This window comes from Kitasatospora sp. NPDC088861 (assembly GCF_044750105.1).
Lineage (GTDB): Bacteria > Actinomycetota > Actinomycetes > Streptomycetales > Streptomycetaceae > Kitasatospora.
Genome location: NZ_JBIVJF010000016.1, coordinates 77,559 through 97,064, shown reverse-complemented (window position 1 = coordinate 97,064; position 19,506 = coordinate 77,559). Strand labels below are relative to the sequence as shown.

Sequence of the window (19,506 nt, the reverse complement as noted above, 5' to 3'; positions counted from 1 at the left end):
TACTTTCATGACACAACGCCCCGACGCCGGCAGCGGCGCCCCCACACTCGACCAGGCGCGCCGCCAGATCGCCCGCTACGGCCTCACGGCCGACCCGCAGGCGATCCTGGTCGCGGCCCGGCTGATGGCGGCGGGCGCCCGGATCGGCCAGGCCGGGGAGGTGCACTTCGCCCGGTTCGGTCTCTCCACCGGCCGCTACCGACTGCTGGCCGACCTGGAGGACCACGGCGGCGAGAAGTCGCCCTCCCAGCTCGCGGCCGGCCTCGGCGTCTCGCGGGCGACCGTGACCGGCCTGGTGGACGGCCTGGAGCGGGAGGGCCTGGTGGTCCGCCGTCCGTCCGCCGAGGACGGCCGCGCCAACGTGGTGGTCCTCACCGCACGCGGCGCGCAGCGGCTGCGCGATCTGGCGCCCGAGCACTTCGCCCGGATGCAGGCACTGGTCGGCGGGCTCTCGGTCGAGGAGCGCGCCACCTTCCTCGACCTCCTGGCCAGGGTGGTCGAGGGTGCCGACGCGCTGACCGCGGACTGACCCGGTCGAGAACGGCGGGCCGCGCAAGGCGGCCCGCCGGCTTCACGACCCAATAGTTAGGCACCTAAGCACTAATAGTTAGCCACCTAATCACTTCACCCCAACACCTCCGCAGGAGAAGCCCATGAGCAAGAAAGCACCCGGCGCACCGCCCCCCTTCACCCTGTGGCGGGAGGTCCTCGTCGCCTACGCGATGCCCGCCGTGATGGCCGGCATCGGCGGGGCCGTCACGCACCAGCCGCAGCTGATGATCGCCGCGGCCACCACGATCGGCGGCACCTCGGCCGTCGTCGCCACCCTGGTCGGCTCCGCCCTGCGACGCCGGCCCGACCGCTCCCCGGGCGGCCGGGCACCGCGCGCCCTGCTGGCCCCCGCACTCGGCCTGGCCGCCGCGGCCGTCGCACTCACCGTCGGCCTCGCGGCCGCGCACTGGCTGCCGCAGATCCACGGGCTCGCCACCAGCCCCTGGCCCGGCCGCCTTCCGATCGACCTGCCGGTCTCGTCGGCGATCGCGGCCACCGTGATCACCTGGCGCTGGCGCGGCAGCCGCCGGACCCGATCCCCGCAGCACCGACTCTCCACCCGACCGGAAGGACAGACCTCATGATCGTCGTCATGGGCGCCGGAGGCGCCACCGGCGGTGCCACCCTGCGCAGCCTCGCCGCCCTCGGTGCACCGAGCCGCGCACTCAGCCGCGACCCCGCCCGCCTCGCGGCCGGCCTCGACGACCGGACCCTCGCACTGACCGAGACGCTCCCGGCCGACGCCGCCGACCCGAACTCCCTGCGCGAAGCCTTCCGTGGCGCGCACCAGCTCTTCCTCACCATGGCCAACGGCCCGCACCAGGTCCAGCACGAGCTGGCCGCGATCGACGCTGCGGTCGAGAGCGGCGTGGAGCACATCGTCAAGATCTCCGCACCCGCAGCCGAACCGGACTCCCCCGTGGCCGTCTCGCGCGGCCACCACCTGGTCGAGGAGCGCCTGCGCACGTCCGGCGTCACCGCGACGGTGCTGCGGCCGTACGCGTTCATGCAGAAGCTGCTGCTGCTGGCCCCCGGCATCGCCGCCGCCGGGGTGGTGCACGGCGCCATGGGCCAGGCCCGCTGCAACTACGTCGACGCCCGGGACATCGGCGACGCCGCGGCCGAGGTGCTCACCCGCCCGGAGCTCGCCGGCGGAACGTATCCGCTCACCGGCGGCCGGGCGTACAGCTACCCGGAGCTCACCGGGCTGCTCGGCGAGCTGCTCGGCCGCCCGGTCCGCTACCTCGACCTGCCCCCGGCCGGGCTGCACACCCACTTGGTCGAGCGGGCCGGGATGCCGCCCTGGCTGGCCTCCCACGTGGTGGAGATCCAGCAGCTCGCGGCGGTCCGCCGGGAGGCACCCGACGGCACCCTCGCCCACCTCACCAGGCGCGCCCCGCGCACCCTGGAGGCGTTCCTCCAGGAGTACCTGCACCGCTTCCGCTGACCGCCCTGACACCATTCGGGCGCCATTCGGGTCTCTCTCCGGCGCCTCTCGGACACCGCTCCGACGCCTTGGCGGGCCCGGCGGCCGGGCCGGAACCGGGCCGGGAAGCCGGGCCCGCCACCCGAAGGGAGCAGCATTCGCTGTGGCGTGGATCACGATCGAGAATTAGGCCTGACGATCCGTCAATTTGACTGACATCCAGTCACATGACTGCCAGGCCCACCCAGTTGTTGACTGACACAACGTCAGCTCAGGCCATTTCCGGCCTAGTTGAGCCAAGTGTCGGGCCGTACGGCGCCTCGCACCCGGGGCTACCATCAGTCGGGTTGTCCGCTCCGGCCCCGGAGTGGGGTCACCCGGTCAGGCGAGTGCTCCCACCGCCCCGAAGGGCCGGGCATCAGTCGGAACGGGGCGAGGACGAGGAGCGTACGGGCTGCCATGACAGCTGAACCGAGCACGGAGCAGTCCGCCACGCCGCCCCACGCCACACCACCACAGGCCCCACCGCCACAGGCCCTCTTCCCGGGCCGTCCGGCCGCCGCACCGCGCACCCTGGTCGACGTCCTGGACGCCACCGTCCGCACTCACCCCGACGAACCGGCCCTGGACGACGGGCGCACCGTGCTCGGCTACCGCGCCCTGGCCGCCGAGGTCGAGCAGCTGCGCCGCCGGCTGGCCGCCGCCGGGATCGGCCCGGACGACCGGGTGGGCGTGCGGGTCCCCTCGGGCACCAACGACCTGTACGTCTCGATCCTCGCCGTGCTCGCCGCCGGCGCCGCCTACGTGCCGGTCGACGCAGAGGACCCGGACGAGCGCGCCCAGCTGGTCTTCGGGGAGGCCGGCGTCGCCGCGGTGCTCGGCGCCGACCGCGCGCTGACCGTCCACCGCGAACGCCCGGTCCCCGACCCCGGCGAGGCGGCCGCGGACCACCGCCCCCGCCCGACGCCGGCCGACGACGCCTGGATCATCTTCACCTCCGGCTCCACCGGCCGCCCCAAGGGCGTGGCCGTCACCCACCGCAACGCCGCCGCCTTCGTCGACGCCGAGGCGGCGCTCTTCCTCCAGGACGAGCCGATCGGCCCCGGCGACCGGGTGATGGCCGGCCTGTCGGTGGCCTTCGACGCCTCCTGCGAGGAGATGTGGCTGGCCTGGCGCCACGGCGCCTGCCTGGTGCCCGTCCCCCGCTCCCAGGTGCGCAGCGGCGCCGACCTCGGCCCCTGGCTGGCGGAGCAGGAGATCACCGTGGTCTCCACCGTCCCGACGCTGGCCGCGCTCTGGCCGGCCGAGGCGCTCAACGAGGTGCGGCTGCTGATCTTCGGCGGCGAGGCCTGCCCGCCGGAGCTGGTGCAGCGGCTGGTCACCGAGGGCCGCGAGGTCTGGAACACCTACGGCCCCACCGAGGCCACCGTGGTCGCCTGCGCCGCGCTGCTGACCGGCGACGGCCCGGTCCGGATCGGCCTGCCGCTGGACGGCTGGGACCTCGCCGTGGTCGACGAGACCGGCGAGCCGGTCGCGGCCGGCGGTACCGGCCAGCTGGTGATCGGCGGGGTCGGCCTGGCCCGCTACCTCGACCCGGAGAAGGACGCCGAGAAGTACGCGCCGCTGGCCTCGCTCGGCTGGGAGCGGGCGTACCGCAGCGGCGACCTGGTCCAGGCCGACCCGGCCGGCCTGCTGTTCCTCGGCCGCACCGACGAGCAGATCAAGCTCGGCGGCCGCCGGATCGAACTCGGCGAGGTCGACGCGGCGCTCCAGGCCCTGCCCGGCGTGGCGGGCGCGGCCGCCGCCGTCCGCACCGCGCGCGGCGGCAACCAGCTGCTGGTCGGCTACCTGGTCGTCCAGGACGGCTTCGACCGCGAGCAGGCCGTCGAGAAGCTGCGCGCCGAGTTGCCGGCCGCCCTGGTGCCGCTGCTCGCGCCGGTCGACACCCTGCCCACCCGCACCTCCGGCAAGGTCGACCGGGCCGCCCTGCCCTGGCCGCTGCCCGAGCTGGAGAACGCCGGGCCGAGCGAGCAGCTGTACGGCACCGAGGCCTGGCTGGCCGAGCAGTGGACCGAGATCCTCGGTGTGACGGTGAGCGGCCCGCGCGACGACTTCTTCGGCATCGGCGGCGGCAGCCTGGCCGCCGCCCGGCTCACCACGCTGCTGCGCACCCGCTACCCGAACGCCGCCGTGCTGGACGTCTACCAGCACCCGACGCTGCGCAAGCTCGCCCGGCACCTGGAGCGCACCGCCGCCCAGGGCGGCCAGGCCCGCACCATCGCCCTGGTGCCGACCCGGGCCAAGCTGCTCCAGCTGCTCCTGCTGATCCCGCTGTTCACCGTGGTCGGCCTGCGCTGGACGGTCGCCCTGCTGGCGGCCGGCAACCTGCTCTCCCACCTCGGCGACTACCCGTGGGCGCCCACCGCCTCCTGGTGGGCGGTCGGCGCGGGCGCCCTGGCGCTGTACACCCCGGCGGGCCGGCTGGCGATCGCGGCCGGCGGCGCCCGGCTGCTGCTGCGCGGCCTGCGCCCGGGCAGCCATCCACGCGGCGGCGCCGTCCACCTGCGGCTCTGGACCGCCGAGCGGCTCTCCGAGCTCAGCGGCGCCACCGCGCTGTCCGGCGCCTGGCTGGTCCGCTACGCCCGGGCGCTGGGTGCCAAGGTCGGGCCCGAGGTCGACCTGCACTCGCTGCCGCCGGTCACCGGGATGCTGAAGCTGGGCCGGGGCTGCGCCGTCGAGGCCGAGGTGGACCTGTGCGGCTACTGGCTGGACGGCGACCGGCTGGAGGTCGGCCAGGTCAAGGTCGGCTCCGGCGCCGTGGTCGGCACCCGCTCGACCCTGCTGCCCGGCGCCCGGGTCGGCAAGCGCGCCCAGGTACTGCCCGGCTCCAGCGTCACCGGGCACGTGCCGACCGGCCAGCGCTGGGGCGGCGCGCCCGCCGTCAAGCTGGGCCGCGTCGAGCGGGCGTGGCCCAAGGAGCGCCCGCCGCACCGGGTCTTCTGGGCCGCGCTCTACGGTGCCAGCGGCACGGCGCTCGGCCTGCTCCCGGTGGCGCCCGCGCTGGCCGCGCTCGCGGTCCTCGCCGGTTTCGTCCACCAGGGCGACGGCCTCGGCGCGGCGCTCGGCGGCGCGCTGCTCGGCCTGCTGCCCGCCACCCTGGCGTACGGCGCGGTGTACGCGGCGCAGCTGGTGGCCGCCGTCCGGTTGCTGAGCCGCGGTCTGGTCCCCGGGGTGCACCCGCTGCACGGCCGGGTCGGCTGGCAGGCGTGGACCGTCACCCAGCTGATGGACCGGGCCCGGGAGGTGCTCTTCCCGCTGTACGCGGGGCTGGTCACGCCGCTGTGGCTGCGGGCGCTCGGGATGAGGGTCGGCCGGGGCGCGGAGGTGTCCACAGTGCTGGCGCTGCCCAGCCTGACCACCGTCGGCGACGGCGCGTTCCTGGCCGACGACACCCTGATCGCGCCGTACGAGCTGGGCGGTGGCTGGGTGCGGCTCGGCGAGGCGAAGGTCGGCGAGCGGGCGTTCCTCGGGAACTCGGGAATGACCGCGCCGGGGCGGGCGGTGCCCAAGCGGGGCCTGGTGGGCGTGCTGTCGGCGACGCCGGAGAAGGCCAAGAAGGGCGGCTCGTACCTGGGCATGCCGCCGATGCGGCTGCCGCGCGCGGCGGACGAGGCCGACCAGGGCCTGACCTACGAGCCGCCGGCCCGGCTGCTCTGGGCGCGCGGACTGGTCGAGCTGGCCCGGCTGCTGCCGGTGCTCGCCTCGGGGGCGCTCGGCGTGCTGACCGTCGCGGTGCTGTCCCGGCTGTCCGTCTCCTGGTCGGCGGGCGTGGCCGCGCTGCTCTCGGGCCTGGTGCTGCTGGGCGCCGGCGCGGTGGCCTGCCTGGTCGCGGTGGCGGCGAAGTGGCTGCTGGTCGGCCGGTTCCGGGCGGTGGAGCACCCGCTGTGGAGCAGCTTCGTGTGGCGCAACGAGCTCGCGGACACCTTCGTCGAGGTGCTGGCGGTGCCGTGGCTGGTCGGCGCGGTGCCGGGCACGCCGGTGCTGAACCTCTGGCTGCGGGCGCTCGGCGCGCGGATCGGCCGCGGCGTCTGGTGCGAGAGCTACTGGCTGCCGGAGGCGGACCTGGTCACCCTCGGGGACGGCGTCACCGTCAACCGGGGCTGCGTGGTGCAGACGCACCTCTTCCACGACCGGATCATGCGGATGGATACTGTGGTCCTCCGCGAGGGCGCCACCCTGGGCCCGGGCGGCATCGTGCTGCCCGGCAGCACGGTGGGCGCGCGCAGCACGCTGGGCCCGGCCTCGCTGGTGATGCGCGCCGAGTCCGTCCCCGCCGACACGCGGTGGCTGGGCAACCCCATCGAGGCGTGGCAGCCCACGTCATGACCACCCGTCCCGGCCCGCAGGAAGTGCCCGCCCCCGTGAAGCCCAAGCACGTCCCGGCGACCGCCGGCGCCCCCGACCCGTACTTCCCGGCCAACGGCGACCACCGCTACCGGGTCCACCGCTACGAGCTCGTGCTGGACTACCGGCCCGGGCCGAACCGGCTGGCGGCCTCGGCCCGGCTGAGCGCCGTGGCGGACGCGGCGCTGGCCGAGTTCGCGCTGGACCTGGCCGAGTTCCGGATCGGGCGGGTGCTGGTCGACGGCAAGGCCGCCCGTTACACCCACCGCGCCGGCAAGCTGCGGATCCGTCCGGCCAGGGCACTGGCGGCGGGGGCGGCGTTCACCGTCGAGGTGCACTACACCGGCAACCCCCGTCCGGTGCGCAGCCCGTGGGGCGGCCTGGGCTGGGAGGAGCTGACCGACGGCTCGCTGGTCGCCAGCCAGCCGATCGGCGCGCCGTCATGGTTCCCGTGCAACGACCGGCCCGCCGACAAGGCGACGTACCAGATCGCGGTCACCACGCCGTCCCCGTTCACCGTGCTGGCGAGCGGCCGGCTGCTGACCCGCACCACCCGGGCGTCCAGCACCACCTGGGTGTACGAGCAGAGCGCGCCGACCTCGCCGTACCTGGTGACGGTGTCGATCGGCCACTACCGGCCGGTGCCGCTGGCGGCCCGCCCGGCCGTGCCGCAGACCGGCTACGTGCCGGAGCGGCTGGTCCCCGCGTTCACCCGGGACTTCGGGCGGCAGCCGGAGATGATGGCGTACTTCGGCGAGGTGTTCGGGCCGTACCCGTTCGGCGAGTACGCGGTGGTCGTCGCGGACGAGGAACTGGACGTCCCCGTGGAGGCGCAGGGCGTCGCCACCTTCGGGACGAACCACCTCGGCGGCGGCTGGGAGCGCGAGCGGCTGATCGCCCACGAGCTGGCGCACCAGTGGTTCGGCAACAGCGTGACGATCGCCGACTGGCGGCACATCTGGCTGAACGAGGGCTTCGCCAAGTACGCCGAGTGGCTGTGGTCCGAGCACGCCGGCGGCCCGGCCGCGGCCACCCACGCCGCCGCCGCGCACGGCCTGCTGGCCGGGCTCCCGCAGGACCTCAGGCTCGCCGACCCGGGCCGCAGGCTGATGTTCGACGACCGGCTGTACCAGCGCGGCGGCCTCGCCGTGCACGCGCTGCGGCGGGCGCTGGGCGAGGACGCCTTCTTCGCGATGCTGCGGGACTGGACGAGCATCCACCGGCACGGCGTCGTCGGCACCGCCGACCTGCTCGCGCACGCCTCCCGGTACGCGGCCGCCCCGCTGGCCCCGGTCTTCGAGGCCTGGCTGCAGCGGCCCGAACTCCCGCCGCTGCCGGGCTGACCGGGCCGGCGGCGACATCGCGAGGCGTTCAGGGGGCGATCGCGGGGCGTTTGCGGAGATAACGGGTGGATCCTTCGGAGCGGCCTGGCTAGGTTGGGTTCGTCTGCTGCCCGTCCGTGTTGGCCGGCGGCCCTCGCCTGCGGACCTCGCCGACGGTCTCGTCGGCGGACCTCGTGGCAGACCACTCCGACGGGCCTCCCCGCCGGACCACGCCGAAGGATTCAGAGGATCAGATGACCGATCAGTCCGACGAACTGCTGCCGACCACCCGCCGCGCCCTGCTGCAGCGGATCGCCGTCGCCCAGGCCGAAGGCCGCACGCCCTCCCTGGCCGCCGGAGTGGTCCGGGACGGCCGACTGGTCTGGAGCGGCGCCCGCAGCATGATCGACGGACACGCGCCGACCCCCGACGTCCAGTACCGGATCGGCTCGCTCACCAAGACCTTCGTCGCCGTGCTCGTGCTGCGGCTGCGCGACGAGGGCCTGCTCGACCTCGCCGACCCGCTCGCCCGACACCTGCCCGGCACCCCGGCCGACGGCGCGACCGTCGCGCAACTGCTCGCCCACACCGCCGGACTCGCCGCCGAGACACCCGGGCCCTGGTGGGAACGGACCGACGGCTCCCTGCGGCCCGGACTGGACGACCTGCTGGAGCCCGGCGCCGCGATCAAGCACCCGGCCGGGCGCCTCCACCACTACTCCAACCCCGGCTACGCGCTGCTCGGCGCGCTGGTCGAGCGGCTGCGCGGCGAGCCCTGGGGCGAGGTGCTGCGGCGCGAGGTGCTGGCACCGCTCGGCATGGACCGCACCACCCTGCTGCCCGAGCACCCGCACGCCGGAGGCTTCGCCGTCCACCCGTGGGCCGACGTCATGCTGCCGGAGCCGCTCACCGACACCGGGCTGATGGGCCCGGCCGGCCAACTCTGGTCCACCGTCGCCGACCTGGCCCGCTGGGCGGCCTTCCTCTCCGCCGGGGACGACAAGGTGCTGGCCGCCGACTCGCTCGCCGAGATGCGCCGGCCCGCCACCGGCCCCGACGACACGGCCTGGACCTCCGGATACGGCCTCGGCCTGCAACTGCGCCGCCACGAAGGCCGGGTGCTGTACGGCCACACCGGCTCGATGCCCGGCTTCACCGCCGCACTGTGGGTCAGCGATGAGGACGGCCTGGCCGCGATCGCCCTGTCCAACGCCACCACCGGCGCCGGCACCACCCTGGTGGCCGCCCAGTTGATCACGCTGACCGCCGAGCACGAGCCCCGGCTGCCCGAACCCTGGCGTCCGCTGCCCGAGGTCGACGAGGAGCTGCTGGCCCTCACCGGCCCCTGGTACTGGGGCACTTCGGCGCAGGCCCTGCGGCTGCGGGCCGACCGCGGCCTCGAACTGACCTCGCTCGTCGGCGGAGCCCGCAGCTCCCGCTTCCGCGCCGAGCCGGACGGCACCTGGACGGGGCTGGACAACTACTACACGGGCGAGACCCTGCGGGTGCTCCGGGCCGCCGACGGCACCGTCAGCCACCTGGACCTCGGCTCCTTCGTCCTCACCCGCGAACCCTACGGCCCCGCGCCCGTCATCCCGGGCGACGTCGACCCGCAGGGCTGGCAGGCCCTCTAGGCCCCGCCGGGGCGCGCGCTTCTCGGAGCACGCCGGTCGCGCGCAACACCACACCCGTCCACGGGAGTTCCGGGGGAATCCCGGGGGAGGGTGGCAGGCCCGGGCGCACAGGCGCCCGGGCTGTCCACCCCCGGCGGGCGAGCGCCCGGTGCCCGGCAGATGACCGGGAGGCGACGGGTGGTCCCATTCAGCAGTTGCACATCTGCGCTCCGCCGCGCCGCAACATGGATGCCAACCGGCTCGGAGAGATATACGGGGACCGGTTCGCGTGCAGGCCCAACGCCTGCGGGCCGGGCCGGTGCCCTGGCGATCCAGGGCGCCGCCGATCGTGCTGCCCTGGAGGGTCCGCCATGACCACCGTCCCCACGTACGCTCCGACCGCAGTAGCCCCCACCCAGGACGCCCCCGCCGTCCCCGCCCCCCGCCGGCCGCAGGCCCCGGCCGCCTACACCGTCTCCCTCGCCCGCGACGCCGACGACGTGCGCGCCGCCCAGCGGCTGCGCCACCAGGTGTTCGCCGCCGAGCTCGGTGCCGTCCTGCACAGCCCGGTCGCCGGCCTCGACGTCGACCCCTTCGACGAGTTCTGCGACCACCTCCTGGTCCGCGAGGGCGAGCACGGCGCCGTCGTCGGCACCTACCGGCTGCTGCGCCCCGAGGCCGCCCGGCGGGCCGGACGGCTCTACTCCGACGGCGAGTTCGAGCTCTCCGCCCTGGCCCCGGTCCGCCCGGGCCTGGTGGAACTCGGCCGCTCCTGCATCCACCCCGACCACCGGGGCAACGGCGCCGTCATCAACCTGATGTGGGGCGGCATCGCCCGCTACCTCGCCGACACCGGCAACACCTGGGTCGGCGGCTGCTGCTCGATCCCGCTGGACGACGGCGGCGCCACCGCGGCCCGGGTCTGGGACACCGTCAGCGCCAAGTACCTGGCGCCCGAGCAGTACCGGGTCACCCCGCGCCGCCGCTGGGACGCCACCGGCGTGCCGCGCGCCGAGCGCGGCGCGCTGCCCGCCCTGCTCCGCGGCTACCTGCGGCTCGGCGCCTGGGTCTGCGGCGAGCCCGCGTACGACCCGGACTTCGACTGCGTCGACCTGTACGTGCTGCTGTCGCTGGAGCGCACCGACCCGCGCTACCTGCGGCACTTCCTGTCCGGACTGCCCGCCCGGCCCCTCGGCGCCTCATCATGAGCGTCTGGCTGCCGACGGCCCCCTGCCGGCCCGAGACCTGCCTGGCCGAGACGGCGCCCGCCGTCTCGCACCCCCGGCGGGCGCTGCGGCTGGCGGCCTGCCTGGCGGCGGTGCTGGCGGGCGTGCTGCTCAGCCTGCCGCTGCGCCTCCTCCCGCACGGCACCCGGGAGCGGCTGATCCGGCTCTGGGCGCGCGTCCTGTTGCACACCCTCGGGGTCACCGTCCACCTCGGGACGCCGGGCGGCGCGCTCGGCGGCGGGACGCTCGTGGTGGCCAACCACGTGTCCTGGCTGGACATCCCGCTGATCGCGGCGGGCCGCCCGGGCCGCTCACTGGCCAAGACCGAGGTCCGCCGGTGGCCGGTGCTCGGGCCGCTGATCGCCTGGGGCGGCACCGTGTTCCTGGACCGCGACCGGCTCCGCGCGCTGCCCGACACCGTGGCGACGGTGGCCGAGGTGCTGCGCGCCGGCCAGCCGGTGATCGTCTTCCCGGAGGGGTCCACCTGGTGCGGACGGGAGAGCGGCCGCTTCCGGCCCGCGCTGTTCCAGGCGGCGGTGGAGGCGGGCGCCTTCGTCCAGCCGGTGACGATCCGCTACCGGCTGGCGGACGGACGGCCGACCAGCGTGCCCGCCTTCATCGGCGACGACGGACTGCTCACCTCGCTCGCCCGGGTGGTCGCGGTGCGCGGTCTGGTCGCCGACGTGACGTTCCTGCCACCGATTCCGCCGCCCGCGCCGCAGGCCACCCGGGCGGGGGCGCGCCGGGAACTGGCCCGCACGGCGCAGGCGGCGGTCGAGGGCATCCGCTGACGTGGCGTCGGCACGCGGATCGGTCAGACCGATCAGGTCGGCCGGACCCGTCAGGTCGGTCGGACCGTCCGGGCCTCGGCCAGCGGCTCCGGACCGGAGTTCGGGTCGAGGTCGGGGCCAGGGTCGGAGTCCGGGCCGGGGCCGGAGTCCGGGCCGGGGCCGGGGGCCGACGCCGAGTCGGGGGCCGATTCCGGGAGGCCGGTGCCGCTCTGGGCGAGCGGGCGGGCCCGGCCCAGCAGGACGGCGACCAGGACGGCGGTGACGACGAGCGCGGCCGCACCGCAGCGCGCCGCGAGGTGGAGGCCCTCGATGAAGGCGCCGTCCACCGCGTCCTGGACCGGGCCGGGCAGCACGGCGGCCGCGCCGCCACCGCCGTGCCCCGCCCCGGCGGGCGCGTCCGCGATCGGGCCGACGGCGTCCGGCGGCACGCCGAGCCGGTGCAGGGCGGCGGTCAGGCTGCCGGTCATCCGGTTGGTCAGCACGGCGCCGAGCACCGCGATCCCGAGGACGCCGCCCAGCTCGCGCAGGGTGTTGATGCTCGCCGAGGCCATCCCGGTCTGCGCCGGGGCGACCCGTTGGAGCACCGCGATCGACACCGGGGTGAAGGTCATCCCCATCCCAAGGCCCATCGCGAACAGGGTCCACAGGTACTCGACGTAGTGGGCGTGCTCGCCGTAGAGGGACAGCCCGCCGAGGCCCGCCGCGCACAGCACGAGACCGAGCACCAACGGCAGCCGGGGCCCGTACCGCGAGGTCAGCCGGCCGGAGAGCGGGGCGGCGACGACGATCATCCCGGTCATCGGCAGCCCGGCGTAGCCGGCGTCGGACGGGGACCAGCCGAGCGGGCCCTGCATCAGCAGCGGCAGGAAGAAGAGCGCGCCGAAGATCCCGAAGCTGACCATGAAGCCGCTGAGCAGCGCGCCGCCGAGGGCGCCGTCGCGGAACAGCCGCAGCTCCAGCATCGGTTCGGCGAGGCGCAGTTCGAGCACCAGGAAGGCGGCCAGCAGCACGAGCGCCGCAGCGCCGCAGAGGAGCACCCGGGTGTCCGTCCAGCCACGGGTCGGCCCCTCGATCAGCGCGTAGACCAGCAGGCCGAGGCCTGCGGCGGAGAGGACGAGGCCGCCGAGGTCGATCCGCCGGGCACGCGGGGGGATGTCCGGGAGCACGCGGGCGGCGAGCACCAGTCCGGCCACGCCGATCGGCACGTTGATCCAGAAAACGCTGGCCCACCCGAGGTGCTCGACCATCGGCCCGCCGACCACCGGGCCGATCGACAGACCCAACGCGGAGACCCCGGACCAGAGGCCGATCGCCCTGACGCGCTCGCGCTCGTCGGTGAAGACGTGGCGCAGCAGGGCGAGGCTGCCCGGGGTGAGCAGCGCGGCCCCGACGCCTTGCAGCATCCGGGCGCCGACCAGCAGGCCGATCGTTCCGGCGAGCGCGGCGAGCGCGGAGCCGACCGTGAACAGCGCGAGGCCGAACCGGAACATCCGGGTGCGGCCGTGCCGGTCGCCGAGCGCGCCGCCGGTCAGCACGAACCCGGCGTAGACGAGGCTGTATCCCTCGACGACCCATTGCAGGCCGCTGATCCCGGCGTCCAGGTCCTGGCCGATGCGGGGCAGGGCGTTGTTGACGATGACGTTGTCCAGCATGGACATGAACATGGTGACGCAGAGCGTCAGTAGCGCGAGCCGTTTGCGCCGGGCGCTCGACTCCTGCATGGGAACCCTCCCGATTCCTGGCCCCTAACAGCGTTAGGGAGTGGTGCGGCACGCACAGAGTGCCCCTAACGGTGTTAGATTGCAAGCGGGATCTCGCGACGGGCACTCGCCACGGACAGTCGCCACGAGACTCGCGACCGGATGAGACCGCTGGAGGCGTCCGCACAGCCATGCCGGAGAACGACGACACGACACCGCCGCTGACCAGGGACGCGCTGACCCAGGCCGCGCTGCGGGTACTGGAACGGGACGGCCTCGACGGGCTGTCGATGCGCAAGGTCGCCGCCGAGGTCGGCGTCAAGGCGGCCTCGCTGTACTGGCACGTCCGCAACAAGCAGGAACTGCTCGACCTGCTCACCGACGCGGTGATGGCCTCGGCCGAACCCCCGCCGCGCGAGGGCGGGTGGCGCGAGCAGTTCCACGCCTACTGCTGGCGCTACCGCCGACTGCTGCTCGACAAGCGCGACGCCGCCAAGGTCGTCTCGGGCCGCCTCTCCCCCGGCCCCCACCTGCTCGGCCTGATGGAGGACCAGCTCGACCGGCTCCGCGCGGCCGGCTTCTCCGACGCCGACGCCGCCATGGCCACCTACCTGCTGGGCGCCTTCGTCCAGGGGTTCGTCCTCCAGGAACAGTCCCCGATCTCGGCCGCCGAAGTCCTCGGCACCAGTCGCCGGGACATCGCCGACGCCACCGGAGACCGCTTCCGCGCCCTGCCCGCCGACACCTTCCCCAACCTCGTCGCCCTGGCCGACGACCTCACCGAACCCGACATGGACACCCGCTTCGAGTTCTGCGTGCAACGCGTCCTCGACGGGCTCGCGACCCTGCTGCCCGCCGAACGGCGCTGACCCCACCACCGCGGGCCCGGCCGACCGGGCCCCGCCCCGGGCCCGCCGAAAATCCGCGGCCCGGCCTGCGAGCGCCCGCTAGGGTCTGTCCGGCCGCACGTCCACGGAGGAGTTCCGCGATGCCCGAGCTGCACCCCCACTACGAGCCCTACGCGCAAGGCCTGCTGGACGTCGGAGACGGTCAGCGGATGCACTGGAACGCCTCCGGCAACCCGGCTGGCAAACCCGCCGCGATCGTGCACGGCGGGCCCGGATCCGGCCACCGGCCGGGCACCCGGCGGTACTTCGACCCCGAGCGGTACCACGTGGTCCAGTTCGACCAGCGCGGCTGCGGACAGAGCCTGCCGCACGCCGCCGACCCGACGACCGGGCTGGAGCACAACACCAGCGAGCGGCTGATCGCGGACATGGAGCGGCTGCGCGAACACCTCGGCATCGAGAAGTGGCTGCTGTACGGCGGCTCCTGGGGCTCGACGCTGATCCTCGCCTATGCCCAGGCCCACCCCGAGCGGGTCTCCGAGATCGTGCTCTGCGGCGTCACCACGACCCGCCCCGAGGAGACCGACTGGCTCTACCGGGGCGTCGCCCGCTTCCTGCCCGGCCCGTGGGAGGAGTTCCGGAACTTCCTGCCGGCCGCCGACCGCGACGGTGACCTGGTGGCCGCCTACAGCCGGCTGCTCAACAACCAGGACGAGACCGTCCGGCGGGCCGCCGCGAACGCCTGGGCCACCTGGGAGGACGCCGTCATCGCGCACGAGGCGCTGGGCAAGCCGAACGCCTACAGCGACCGCCCCACCGACGCGCTGATGGCGTTCACCCGGATCACCGCGCACTACTTCGCGCACCACGCGTTCCTGGCCGACAGCCAACTGCTGCGCGACGCCGGACGGCTGACCGGCATCCCGGGCGAACTGATCCACGGCCGCCTCGACCTCGGCTCGCCACTCGACACCGCGTGGCGGCTGGTCCAGGCCTGGCCGGAGGCCCGACTGACCGTCATCGACGAGTCCGGGCACACCGGGAGTCCGGCGATGACCGAGGCGGTCCTCACAGCGATCGAGCGGTTCGCCTGACCGGTCCGCTCGGCCAGTCCGCCCGGCCGGTTCGGGCGGACGGTTCGGGCGGACGGCCGGTTCGCGCTAACGGCCTCCGCCTACGATACGAAGCATGATCGCCTATGTCCCAGCCGCCCTGTTCTTCCTGTTGTTCGGAGTCGGGGTACTACGCGACCGCCGCCAGTTCAGCAATGCCGTCCTGCTCGGCATCGCCGTCTCCCTGCTCGCCCTCGCCCTGCTCGCCGAGCTGCGCAAGGCGCCCACGCTGGTGATGGGACTGGCAGCGGTGGCGATCATCCTGCTGCCGGCCCTCGGCACGGCGGCCCTGGTCTGGTTCCTGATCGCCAACGGCCTGACCATGATCCGCAAGGAGGGCAGACGGCCCGCCAACCTGCTGTCCCTCCTCGCCGGGCTGGGCATCCTCGCCGTCATCGCGCTGCTGCTCGCGGCCCTGGCCACCCGCTCGCACCAGCTGGGCGTCCTGGCGGGCACCGCCGTCCTGGTGGTCGGCTACATCTCCTTCCTGTTCGTCTGCTTCGTCGGCTACGCGTTCCTCTACGGCCGCCACCGGCCGCGCCGGAACGTGGACTTCGTGGTCGTCCTCGGCTCCGGCCTGATCGGCGGCGAGCGCGTCCCGCCGCTGCTGGCCAGCCGGCTCGACCGGGGCCGGGAGGTGTACGACAAGCAGGCCGCGCGCGGCAACCCGCCGGTGCTGATCACCTCCGGTGGCCAGGGCCCGGACGAGAAGCTGCCGGAGTCCCACGCGATGGCCGACTACCTGACCGGGCGCGGCTTCCCGGCCGAACACATCGAGCGCGAGGACCGCTCCCGCACCACCGAGGAGAACCTGCTCTTCAGCAAGGCCATCATGGAACAGGCCAAGCCCGACTACCGCTGTGTCGTGGTCACCAACAACTTCCACGCCTTCCGGGCGGCGCTCACCGCCCGCAAGACCGGCGTCAACGGGCAGGTGTTCGGCTCGCCGACCGCCGCGTACTACTGGCCGAGCGCGACGATCCGCGAGTTCGCCGCCGTGTTCCTCTCCCACAAGCTGGTCAACTTCGGGATCTGCGGCCTCCTCGCGCTCTGCGGGCTGCTCGCGGCCCTCTGAACCGCAGCCGACCCCGGGCCCCGGCCGCCGCAGCGACCGGGGCCCGGCCGCACCTTCAGCCGAACCTCAGCCCAGACCTCCGACCAGGCCTCCGATCAATCCACCGGTCAGGCCATCAAGTCAGGCCACCGGGCGGGGCGCCAGGATCGCGCAGGTGGTGGTGGCGTGCGCGTAGAGCTTGCCGTTCTCCACCCCGACCACCCTAGCCTCGGCCGTCGCCATCGTCCGGCCCAGATGCAGCACCAGCCCCTCGCAGCGCAGCGGCCCCGAGTCGGCGAACAGCGGGCGCAGCATGTGGACGTTCAACTGCGTGGTGGTGTAACCGATCCCGGCGGGCAGCCGGCTCAACACGGCGCAACCGAGCGCCGAGTCGAGCAGGGTGGCGAGGTAACCGCCGTGCACGGTGTTCATCGGGTTGTAGAGGTGGTCGCCGAGTTCGCCCTCGAACACTGCCGTACCCGGCTTCACCTCGGTCAGGTGGAACCCCAGGGTGCTGCAGATCGCGGGCTCCTGAATCCGGCCCGCGAGGATCTCGTGCAGAATCTCCTCTCCGCTCAGGTGTGGGAAGGCGGAGATCGGCGGGCCTGCCGTCCAGGTGTGCGTCCGGGTCCGGGGCGCCTGGCCCTCCAGGGACTGCTGGCCTTCAAGGAGCTCCTGGCCCTCCGGGGACGTCGCGCCGCCGGGGTCTGCCTCGTTCGTCGTCATGGGATCAACCTGCCCTGTTCGCGCACGCCCCTCAAGTGCCTTCCGGGGTACGGCCGGCGCGCGTCCCCCTGGCATCGGACCATGGCGGTCCACGCCATGGCGGCGCGGTGGACCTCGGGTGGCCGTCACATGGCACCGGGGCGCGGGGCGCGCCACGCTGCACGGCATCCGCCCCCACTCCTCCCCACCCAGGAGCCCTCATGTCTCTCCGTCCTGCCGCCGCCGCGTTGCTGACGGCCGCCGCACTCGCGATCGGCACCACCGCACCCGCCCCGGCTGCGGCCGACACCGTGAGCGGGACCTTCCAGCAGGTCACCGGATTCGGCGCCAATCCGGGAAACCTGGCGATGTACTCCTACACCCCCGCCGGACTGCCGAGTGGCGCGCCGCTGGTGGTCGCGCTGCACGGCTGCCTGCAGACCGCCAACGACTACTACCGCAACTCCGGTTGGACGACCTTCGCCGACCGGTACGGCTTCGCGGTCGTCTTCCCGCAGACCAGCAGTGCCAACAACAGCCTCTCCTGCTTCAGCTGGTTCGACGCGACCAAGGACGCCCGGGGCGCCGGCGAGGCCGAGTCGGTGATCGAGATGGTCGCCAAGGCCAAGGCCCTGTACGGCTCGGACGACCGGCGGGTGTTCGTCACCGGACTGTCGGCCGGCGGCGGGATGGCCTCCGACCTGCTGGCCGACTACCCGAACGTGTTCGCCGGCGGGGCGATCGACTCCGGCCTCCCGGCCCAGTGCGCGACCACCCAGGGCGCCGCCTCCGGCTGCCAGAACTCCGACCAGGGGCTCACCCCGGCCCAGTGGGGCGACAAGGTCCGGGCCGCGTACCCGGGCTACGCCGGGCCCTGGCCCCGGGTGGCGATCTGGCAGGGCAGCGCGGACACCGTGGTCAGGCCGGTGAACGCGACGGAACTGCGCGACCAGTGGACCAACGTCCAGGGTGTCGGCCAGAGCCCGACCAGCACCCGGAGCCTGCCGGGCGGCACCACCGAGGAGGTCTACGCCGACGCGGGCGGGCGGCCCGCCGTGGCGCTGTTCACCATCGCCGGGATGGGCCACGGGCTGGCCGTCAACCCCGGCTCCGCAGCCGACCGGTGCGGGGCCACCGGCAGCTACTTCCTCAACACGATCTGCTCCAGCTACTACACCGCGCAGTTCTGGGGCCTCGACGGCGGCACGGGGCCCACCAACCCCGGCCTGCCCGCCCCGACCGGGCTGACCGCGACCCCGGCGGGCCAGGGCTCGATCGCCCTCGCCTGGCAGGCCGTCAGCGGGGCTGCCTCCTACCAGGTCTACCGGGAGGGCGCGATGGCGGGCAGTGCCACCGGCCCGTCCTTCACCGACACCGGGCTCGCCCCCGGCACGTCGTACGGCTACACCGTGGCGGCGGTCGACCCGTCGGGGGCCGTGGGCACCCGATCGGCGGCGGTGACGGCGACCACCGGCGGCGGCGCCGCGCAGTGCTTCACCGACAGCAACTACAACCAGGTCCGGGCCGGGCGGGCCACCCAGAGCGGCGGCCTGACCTACGCACTCGGCTCGGGCCAGAGCATGGGCCTCTGGAACACCTTCGTGACGCACACCCTGAAGCAGACCGGCCCGGGCTACTTCGTGCTCGCCGACGGCCAGTGCTGAGCGGGCGAAACCCGACCTCCGGCTCATCCGTCCCCCTCTCCTTGGCGCAGCCCCGCCCCTCCTGAGCGCAGCCCGGCGAACAGGTCGGTCTCGGGCCCCTCGTCCTCGCTCTCGCTCTCGCCTGGCACCAGGCTCCGGGCGAGGTGGTAGTCCTCCGTCGGCCAGACCTCGCGCTCGATGTCCCGCGGGTGGGCCATGAACGCGACCCCGGGCTCGATCTGGGTGGCGTGCGCCAGCAGTGCCGCGTCCCGTACGGCGAACTGCTCGGCGCACGCGATCCGGGTGGTGGTGGCGAGGGCGGGCGGGGTGTCCGGCCAGTCCGCGAGCAGTGCGCCCATGCCCGAGGGAACACCCCGCTCCGTCATCGCGTCGTGCAGGGTCTGGAACCAGGCTCTGGAGAGCGCCAGGTGGTAGTAGAGCTTCGCCGCCTGCCAGGGCTCCCCCGCCTCGGGGTGGCGGCCCGGGTCGGCGGCGGCCTCGAAGGCCTCGACCGTGACCTGGTGGGTCATCACGTGGTCGGGGTGCGGATACCCCCCGGTCTCGTCGTAGGTGACCACCACGTGCGGACGGAACTCCCGGATCAGGGCGACCAGCGGCGCCGCGGCGGCCGCCACGGGCTGGTCGGCGAAGCAGCCCGCCGGCAGCGGTTCGCCCGGGCCCGGCATGCCCGAGTCCACGAAGCCGAGGAACTGCTGGCGCACGCCGAGGACGCCCCGGGCGACCGCCATCTCCTCGCTCCGGATCCGGGCGAGGTCCGCCCGGACCTCGGGGCGGTCCATGGCCGGGTTGAGCACCGAGCCGCGCTCGCCGCCGGTACAGGTCGCGACCAGGACGTCCACCCCCTCGGCCGCGTACCGCGCGAGGGTGGCAGCGCCCTTGCTGGACTCGTCGTCGGGGTGGGCGTGGACGCTGAGCAGGCGGAGCCGCCCGGCGTGCTGGGTGAACATGGCGCCTCCGTACGTGGCTGATGTGGTCATGCGCCCTCCCCTGGTCGTCCGTCCGGAGGCCGCTCCGACCGCCCGAAAGGAACTTAGGCCGAACCCAGCGATTAGGTCAAGCCTAATTTATGGGTCCGACCCAGCGAACTGC

Annotated in this window: 15 protein-coding genes; 12 read left to right on the top strand and 3 right to left on the bottom strand. The window is 74.4% G+C overall.

The window, feature by feature from the left end:
• Positions 1-7 precede the first annotated feature (7 nt).
• The 8 genes from ACIP37_RS24760 to ACIP37_RS24725 all read left to right on the top strand — a co-directional run bounded on the left by ACIP37_RS24760 (position 8) and on the right by ACIP37_RS24725 (position 11,334).
• Positions 8-529 carry a MarR family transcriptional regulator gene (locus ACIP37_RS24760; protein ID WP_363373080.1) on the top strand — a complete coding sequence of 174 codons (522 nt, stop codon included), beginning with the start codon at positions 8-10 and terminating at the stop codon, positions 527-529.
• Between the two features lie 124 nt (positions 530-653).
• Positions 654-1,136 (top strand): hypothetical protein, encoded by a 483-nt coding sequence (locus ACIP37_RS24755; RefSeq protein ID WP_400810182.1) that lies wholly within the window; start codon positions 654-656, stop codon positions 1,134-1,136.
• Positions 1,133-1,999, top strand: a complete 867-nt coding sequence (locus ACIP37_RS24750) for an NmrA family NAD(P)-binding protein (RefSeq protein ID WP_363585580.1) — start codon at positions 1,133-1,135, stop codon at positions 1,997-1,999. The genes ACIP37_RS24755 and ACIP37_RS24750 overlap by 4 nt, the downstream gene beginning before the upstream one ends.
• A 438-nt stretch (positions 2,000-2,437) precedes the next feature.
• Positions 2,438-6,364, top strand: coding sequence for a Pls/PosA family non-ribosomal peptide synthetase (locus ACIP37_RS24745; protein ID WP_400810179.1), 3,927 nt, complete (start codon positions 2,438-2,440; stop codon positions 6,362-6,364).
• Positions 6,361-7,725: a M1 family metallopeptidase gene (locus ACIP37_RS24740; RefSeq protein WP_363585582.1), complete on the top strand. Its 1,365-nt coding sequence runs from the start codon at positions 6,361-6,363 to the stop codon at positions 7,723-7,725. Before ACIP37_RS24745 ends, ACIP37_RS24740 begins: the two co-directional genes overlap by 4 nt.
• A gap of 233 nt (positions 7,726-7,958) precedes the next feature.
• Positions 7,959-9,338 (top strand): serine hydrolase domain-containing protein, encoded by a 1,380-nt coding sequence (locus ACIP37_RS24735; RefSeq protein WP_400844529.1) that lies wholly within the window; start codon positions 7,959-7,961, stop codon positions 9,336-9,338.
• 350 nt (positions 9,339-9,688) lie between these two features.
• Complete coding sequence (locus ACIP37_RS24730; protein ID WP_363585584.1) at positions 9,689-10,525, top strand: GNAT family N-acyltransferase; 837 nt, start codon at positions 9,689-9,691, stop codon at positions 10,523-10,525.
• Positions 10,522-11,334 carry a lysophospholipid acyltransferase family protein gene (locus tag ACIP37_RS24725; RefSeq protein ID WP_363585585.1) on the top strand — a complete coding sequence of 271 codons (813 nt, stop codon included), beginning with the start codon at positions 10,522-10,524 and terminating at the stop codon, positions 11,332-11,334. The genes ACIP37_RS24730 and ACIP37_RS24725 overlap by 4 nt, the downstream gene beginning before the upstream one ends.
• 50 nt (positions 11,335-11,384) lie before the next feature.
• On the opposite strand, the gene ACIP37_RS24720 is transcribed toward ACIP37_RS24725, so the two are convergent.
• Positions 11,385-13,055 (bottom strand): MFS transporter, encoded by a 1,671-nt coding sequence (locus ACIP37_RS24720; protein WP_400810176.1) that lies wholly within the window; start codon positions 13,053-13,055, stop codon positions 11,385-11,387.
• Positions 13,056-13,225: 170 nt separating this feature from the next.
• Between ACIP37_RS24720 and ACIP37_RS24715 the strand changes: the two genes are divergently transcribed.
• The 3 genes from ACIP37_RS24715 (at position 13,226) to ACIP37_RS24705 (ending at position 16,069) form a co-directional block, all read left to right on the top strand.
• Positions 13,226-13,903 (top strand): TetR/AcrR family transcriptional regulator C-terminal domain-containing protein, encoded by a 678-nt coding sequence (locus tag ACIP37_RS24715; protein ID WP_363585587.1) that lies wholly within the window; start codon positions 13,226-13,228, stop codon positions 13,901-13,903.
• Positions 13,904-14,022: 119 nt separating this feature from the next.
• Positions 14,023-14,976, top strand: a complete 954-nt coding sequence (gene pip, locus ACIP37_RS24710) for a prolyl aminopeptidase (protein WP_400810173.1) — start codon at positions 14,023-14,025, stop codon at positions 14,974-14,976.
• Positions 14,977-15,070: 94 nt separating this feature from the next.
• Positions 15,071-16,069 (top strand): YdcF family protein, encoded by a 999-nt coding sequence (locus ACIP37_RS24705; RefSeq protein ID WP_363585589.1) that lies wholly within the window; start codon positions 15,071-15,073, stop codon positions 16,067-16,069.
• A gap of 120 nt (positions 16,070-16,189) precedes the next feature.
• On the opposite strand, the gene ACIP37_RS24700 is transcribed toward ACIP37_RS24705, so the two are convergent.
• Positions 16,190-16,774 carry a PaaI family thioesterase gene (locus ACIP37_RS24700; RefSeq protein ID WP_400329178.1) on the bottom strand — a complete coding sequence of 195 codons (585 nt, stop codon included), beginning with the start codon at positions 16,772-16,774 and terminating at the stop codon, positions 16,190-16,192.
• 200 nt (positions 16,775-16,974) lie between these two features.
• Here ACIP37_RS24700 and ACIP37_RS24695 point away from each other — a divergent pair, with 200 nt between their 5' ends.
• Positions 16,975-18,417 (top strand): PHB depolymerase family esterase, encoded by a 1,443-nt coding sequence (locus ACIP37_RS24695; RefSeq protein ID WP_400844526.1) that lies wholly within the window; start codon positions 16,975-16,977, stop codon positions 18,415-18,417.
• A 23-nt stretch (positions 18,418-18,440) separates the two neighbouring features.
• On the opposite strand, the gene mca is transcribed toward ACIP37_RS24695, so the two are convergent.
• Entirely contained in the window at positions 18,441-19,394 is a 954-nt protein-coding gene (gene mca / locus ACIP37_RS24690; protein WP_400810169.1) for a mycothiol conjugate amidase Mca, read from the bottom strand.
• Positions 19,395-19,506: the final 112 nt, after the last annotated feature.

Bases quoted from the DNA above. Each gene is read 5' to 3' on its own strand.
- ACIP37_RS24705 (WP_363585589.1), top strand. From the start codon at position 15,071: ATGATCGCCTATGTCCCAGCCGCCCTGTTCTTCCTGTTGTTCGGAGTC.
- mca (WP_400810169.1), bottom strand. From the start codon at position 19,394: ATGACCACATCAGCCACGTACGGAGGCGCCATGTTCACCCAGCACGCC.
- pip (WP_400810173.1), top strand. From the start codon at position 14,023: ATGCCCGAGCTGCACCCCCACTACGAGCCCTACGCGCAAGGCCTGCTG.
- ACIP37_RS24695 (WP_400844526.1), top strand. From the start codon at position 16,975: ATGTCTCTCCGTCCTGCCGCCGCCGCGTTGCTGACGGCCGCCGCACTC.
- ACIP37_RS24750 (WP_363585580.1), top strand. From the start codon at position 1,133: ATGATCGTCGTCATGGGCGCCGGAGGCGCCACCGGCGGTGCCACCCTG.
- ACIP37_RS24760 (WP_363373080.1), top strand. From the start codon at position 8: ATGACACAACGCCCCGACGCCGGCAGCGGCGCCCCCACACTCGACCAG.
- ACIP37_RS24725 (WP_363585585.1), top strand. From the start codon at position 10,522: ATGAGCGTCTGGCTGCCGACGGCCCCCTGCCGGCCCGAGACCTGCCTG.
- ACIP37_RS24715 (WP_363585587.1), top strand. From the start codon at position 13,226: ATGCCGGAGAACGACGACACGACACCGCCGCTGACCAGGGACGCGCTG.
- ACIP37_RS24720 (WP_400810176.1), bottom strand. From the start codon at position 13,055: ATGCAGGAGTCGAGCGCCCGGCGCAAACGGCTCGCGCTACTGACGCTC.
- ACIP37_RS24740 (WP_363585582.1), top strand. From the start codon at position 6,361: ATGACCACCCGTCCCGGCCCGCAGGAAGTGCCCGCCCCCGTGAAGCCC.
- ACIP37_RS24755 (WP_400810182.1), top strand. From the start codon at position 654: ATGAGCAAGAAAGCACCCGGCGCACCGCCCCCCTTCACCCTGTGGCGG.
- ACIP37_RS24730 (WP_363585584.1), top strand. From the start codon at position 9,689: ATGACCACCGTCCCCACGTACGCTCCGACCGCAGTAGCCCCCACCCAG.
- ACIP37_RS24735 (WP_400844529.1), top strand. From the start codon at position 7,959: ATGACCGATCAGTCCGACGAACTGCTGCCGACCACCCGCCGCGCCCTG.
- ACIP37_RS24745 (WP_400810179.1), top strand. From the start codon at position 2,438: ATGACAGCTGAACCGAGCACGGAGCAGTCCGCCACGCCGCCCCACGCC.
- ACIP37_RS24700 (WP_400329178.1), bottom strand. From the start codon at position 16,774: ATGACGACGAACGAGGCAGACCCCGGCGGCGCGACGTCCCCGGAGGGC.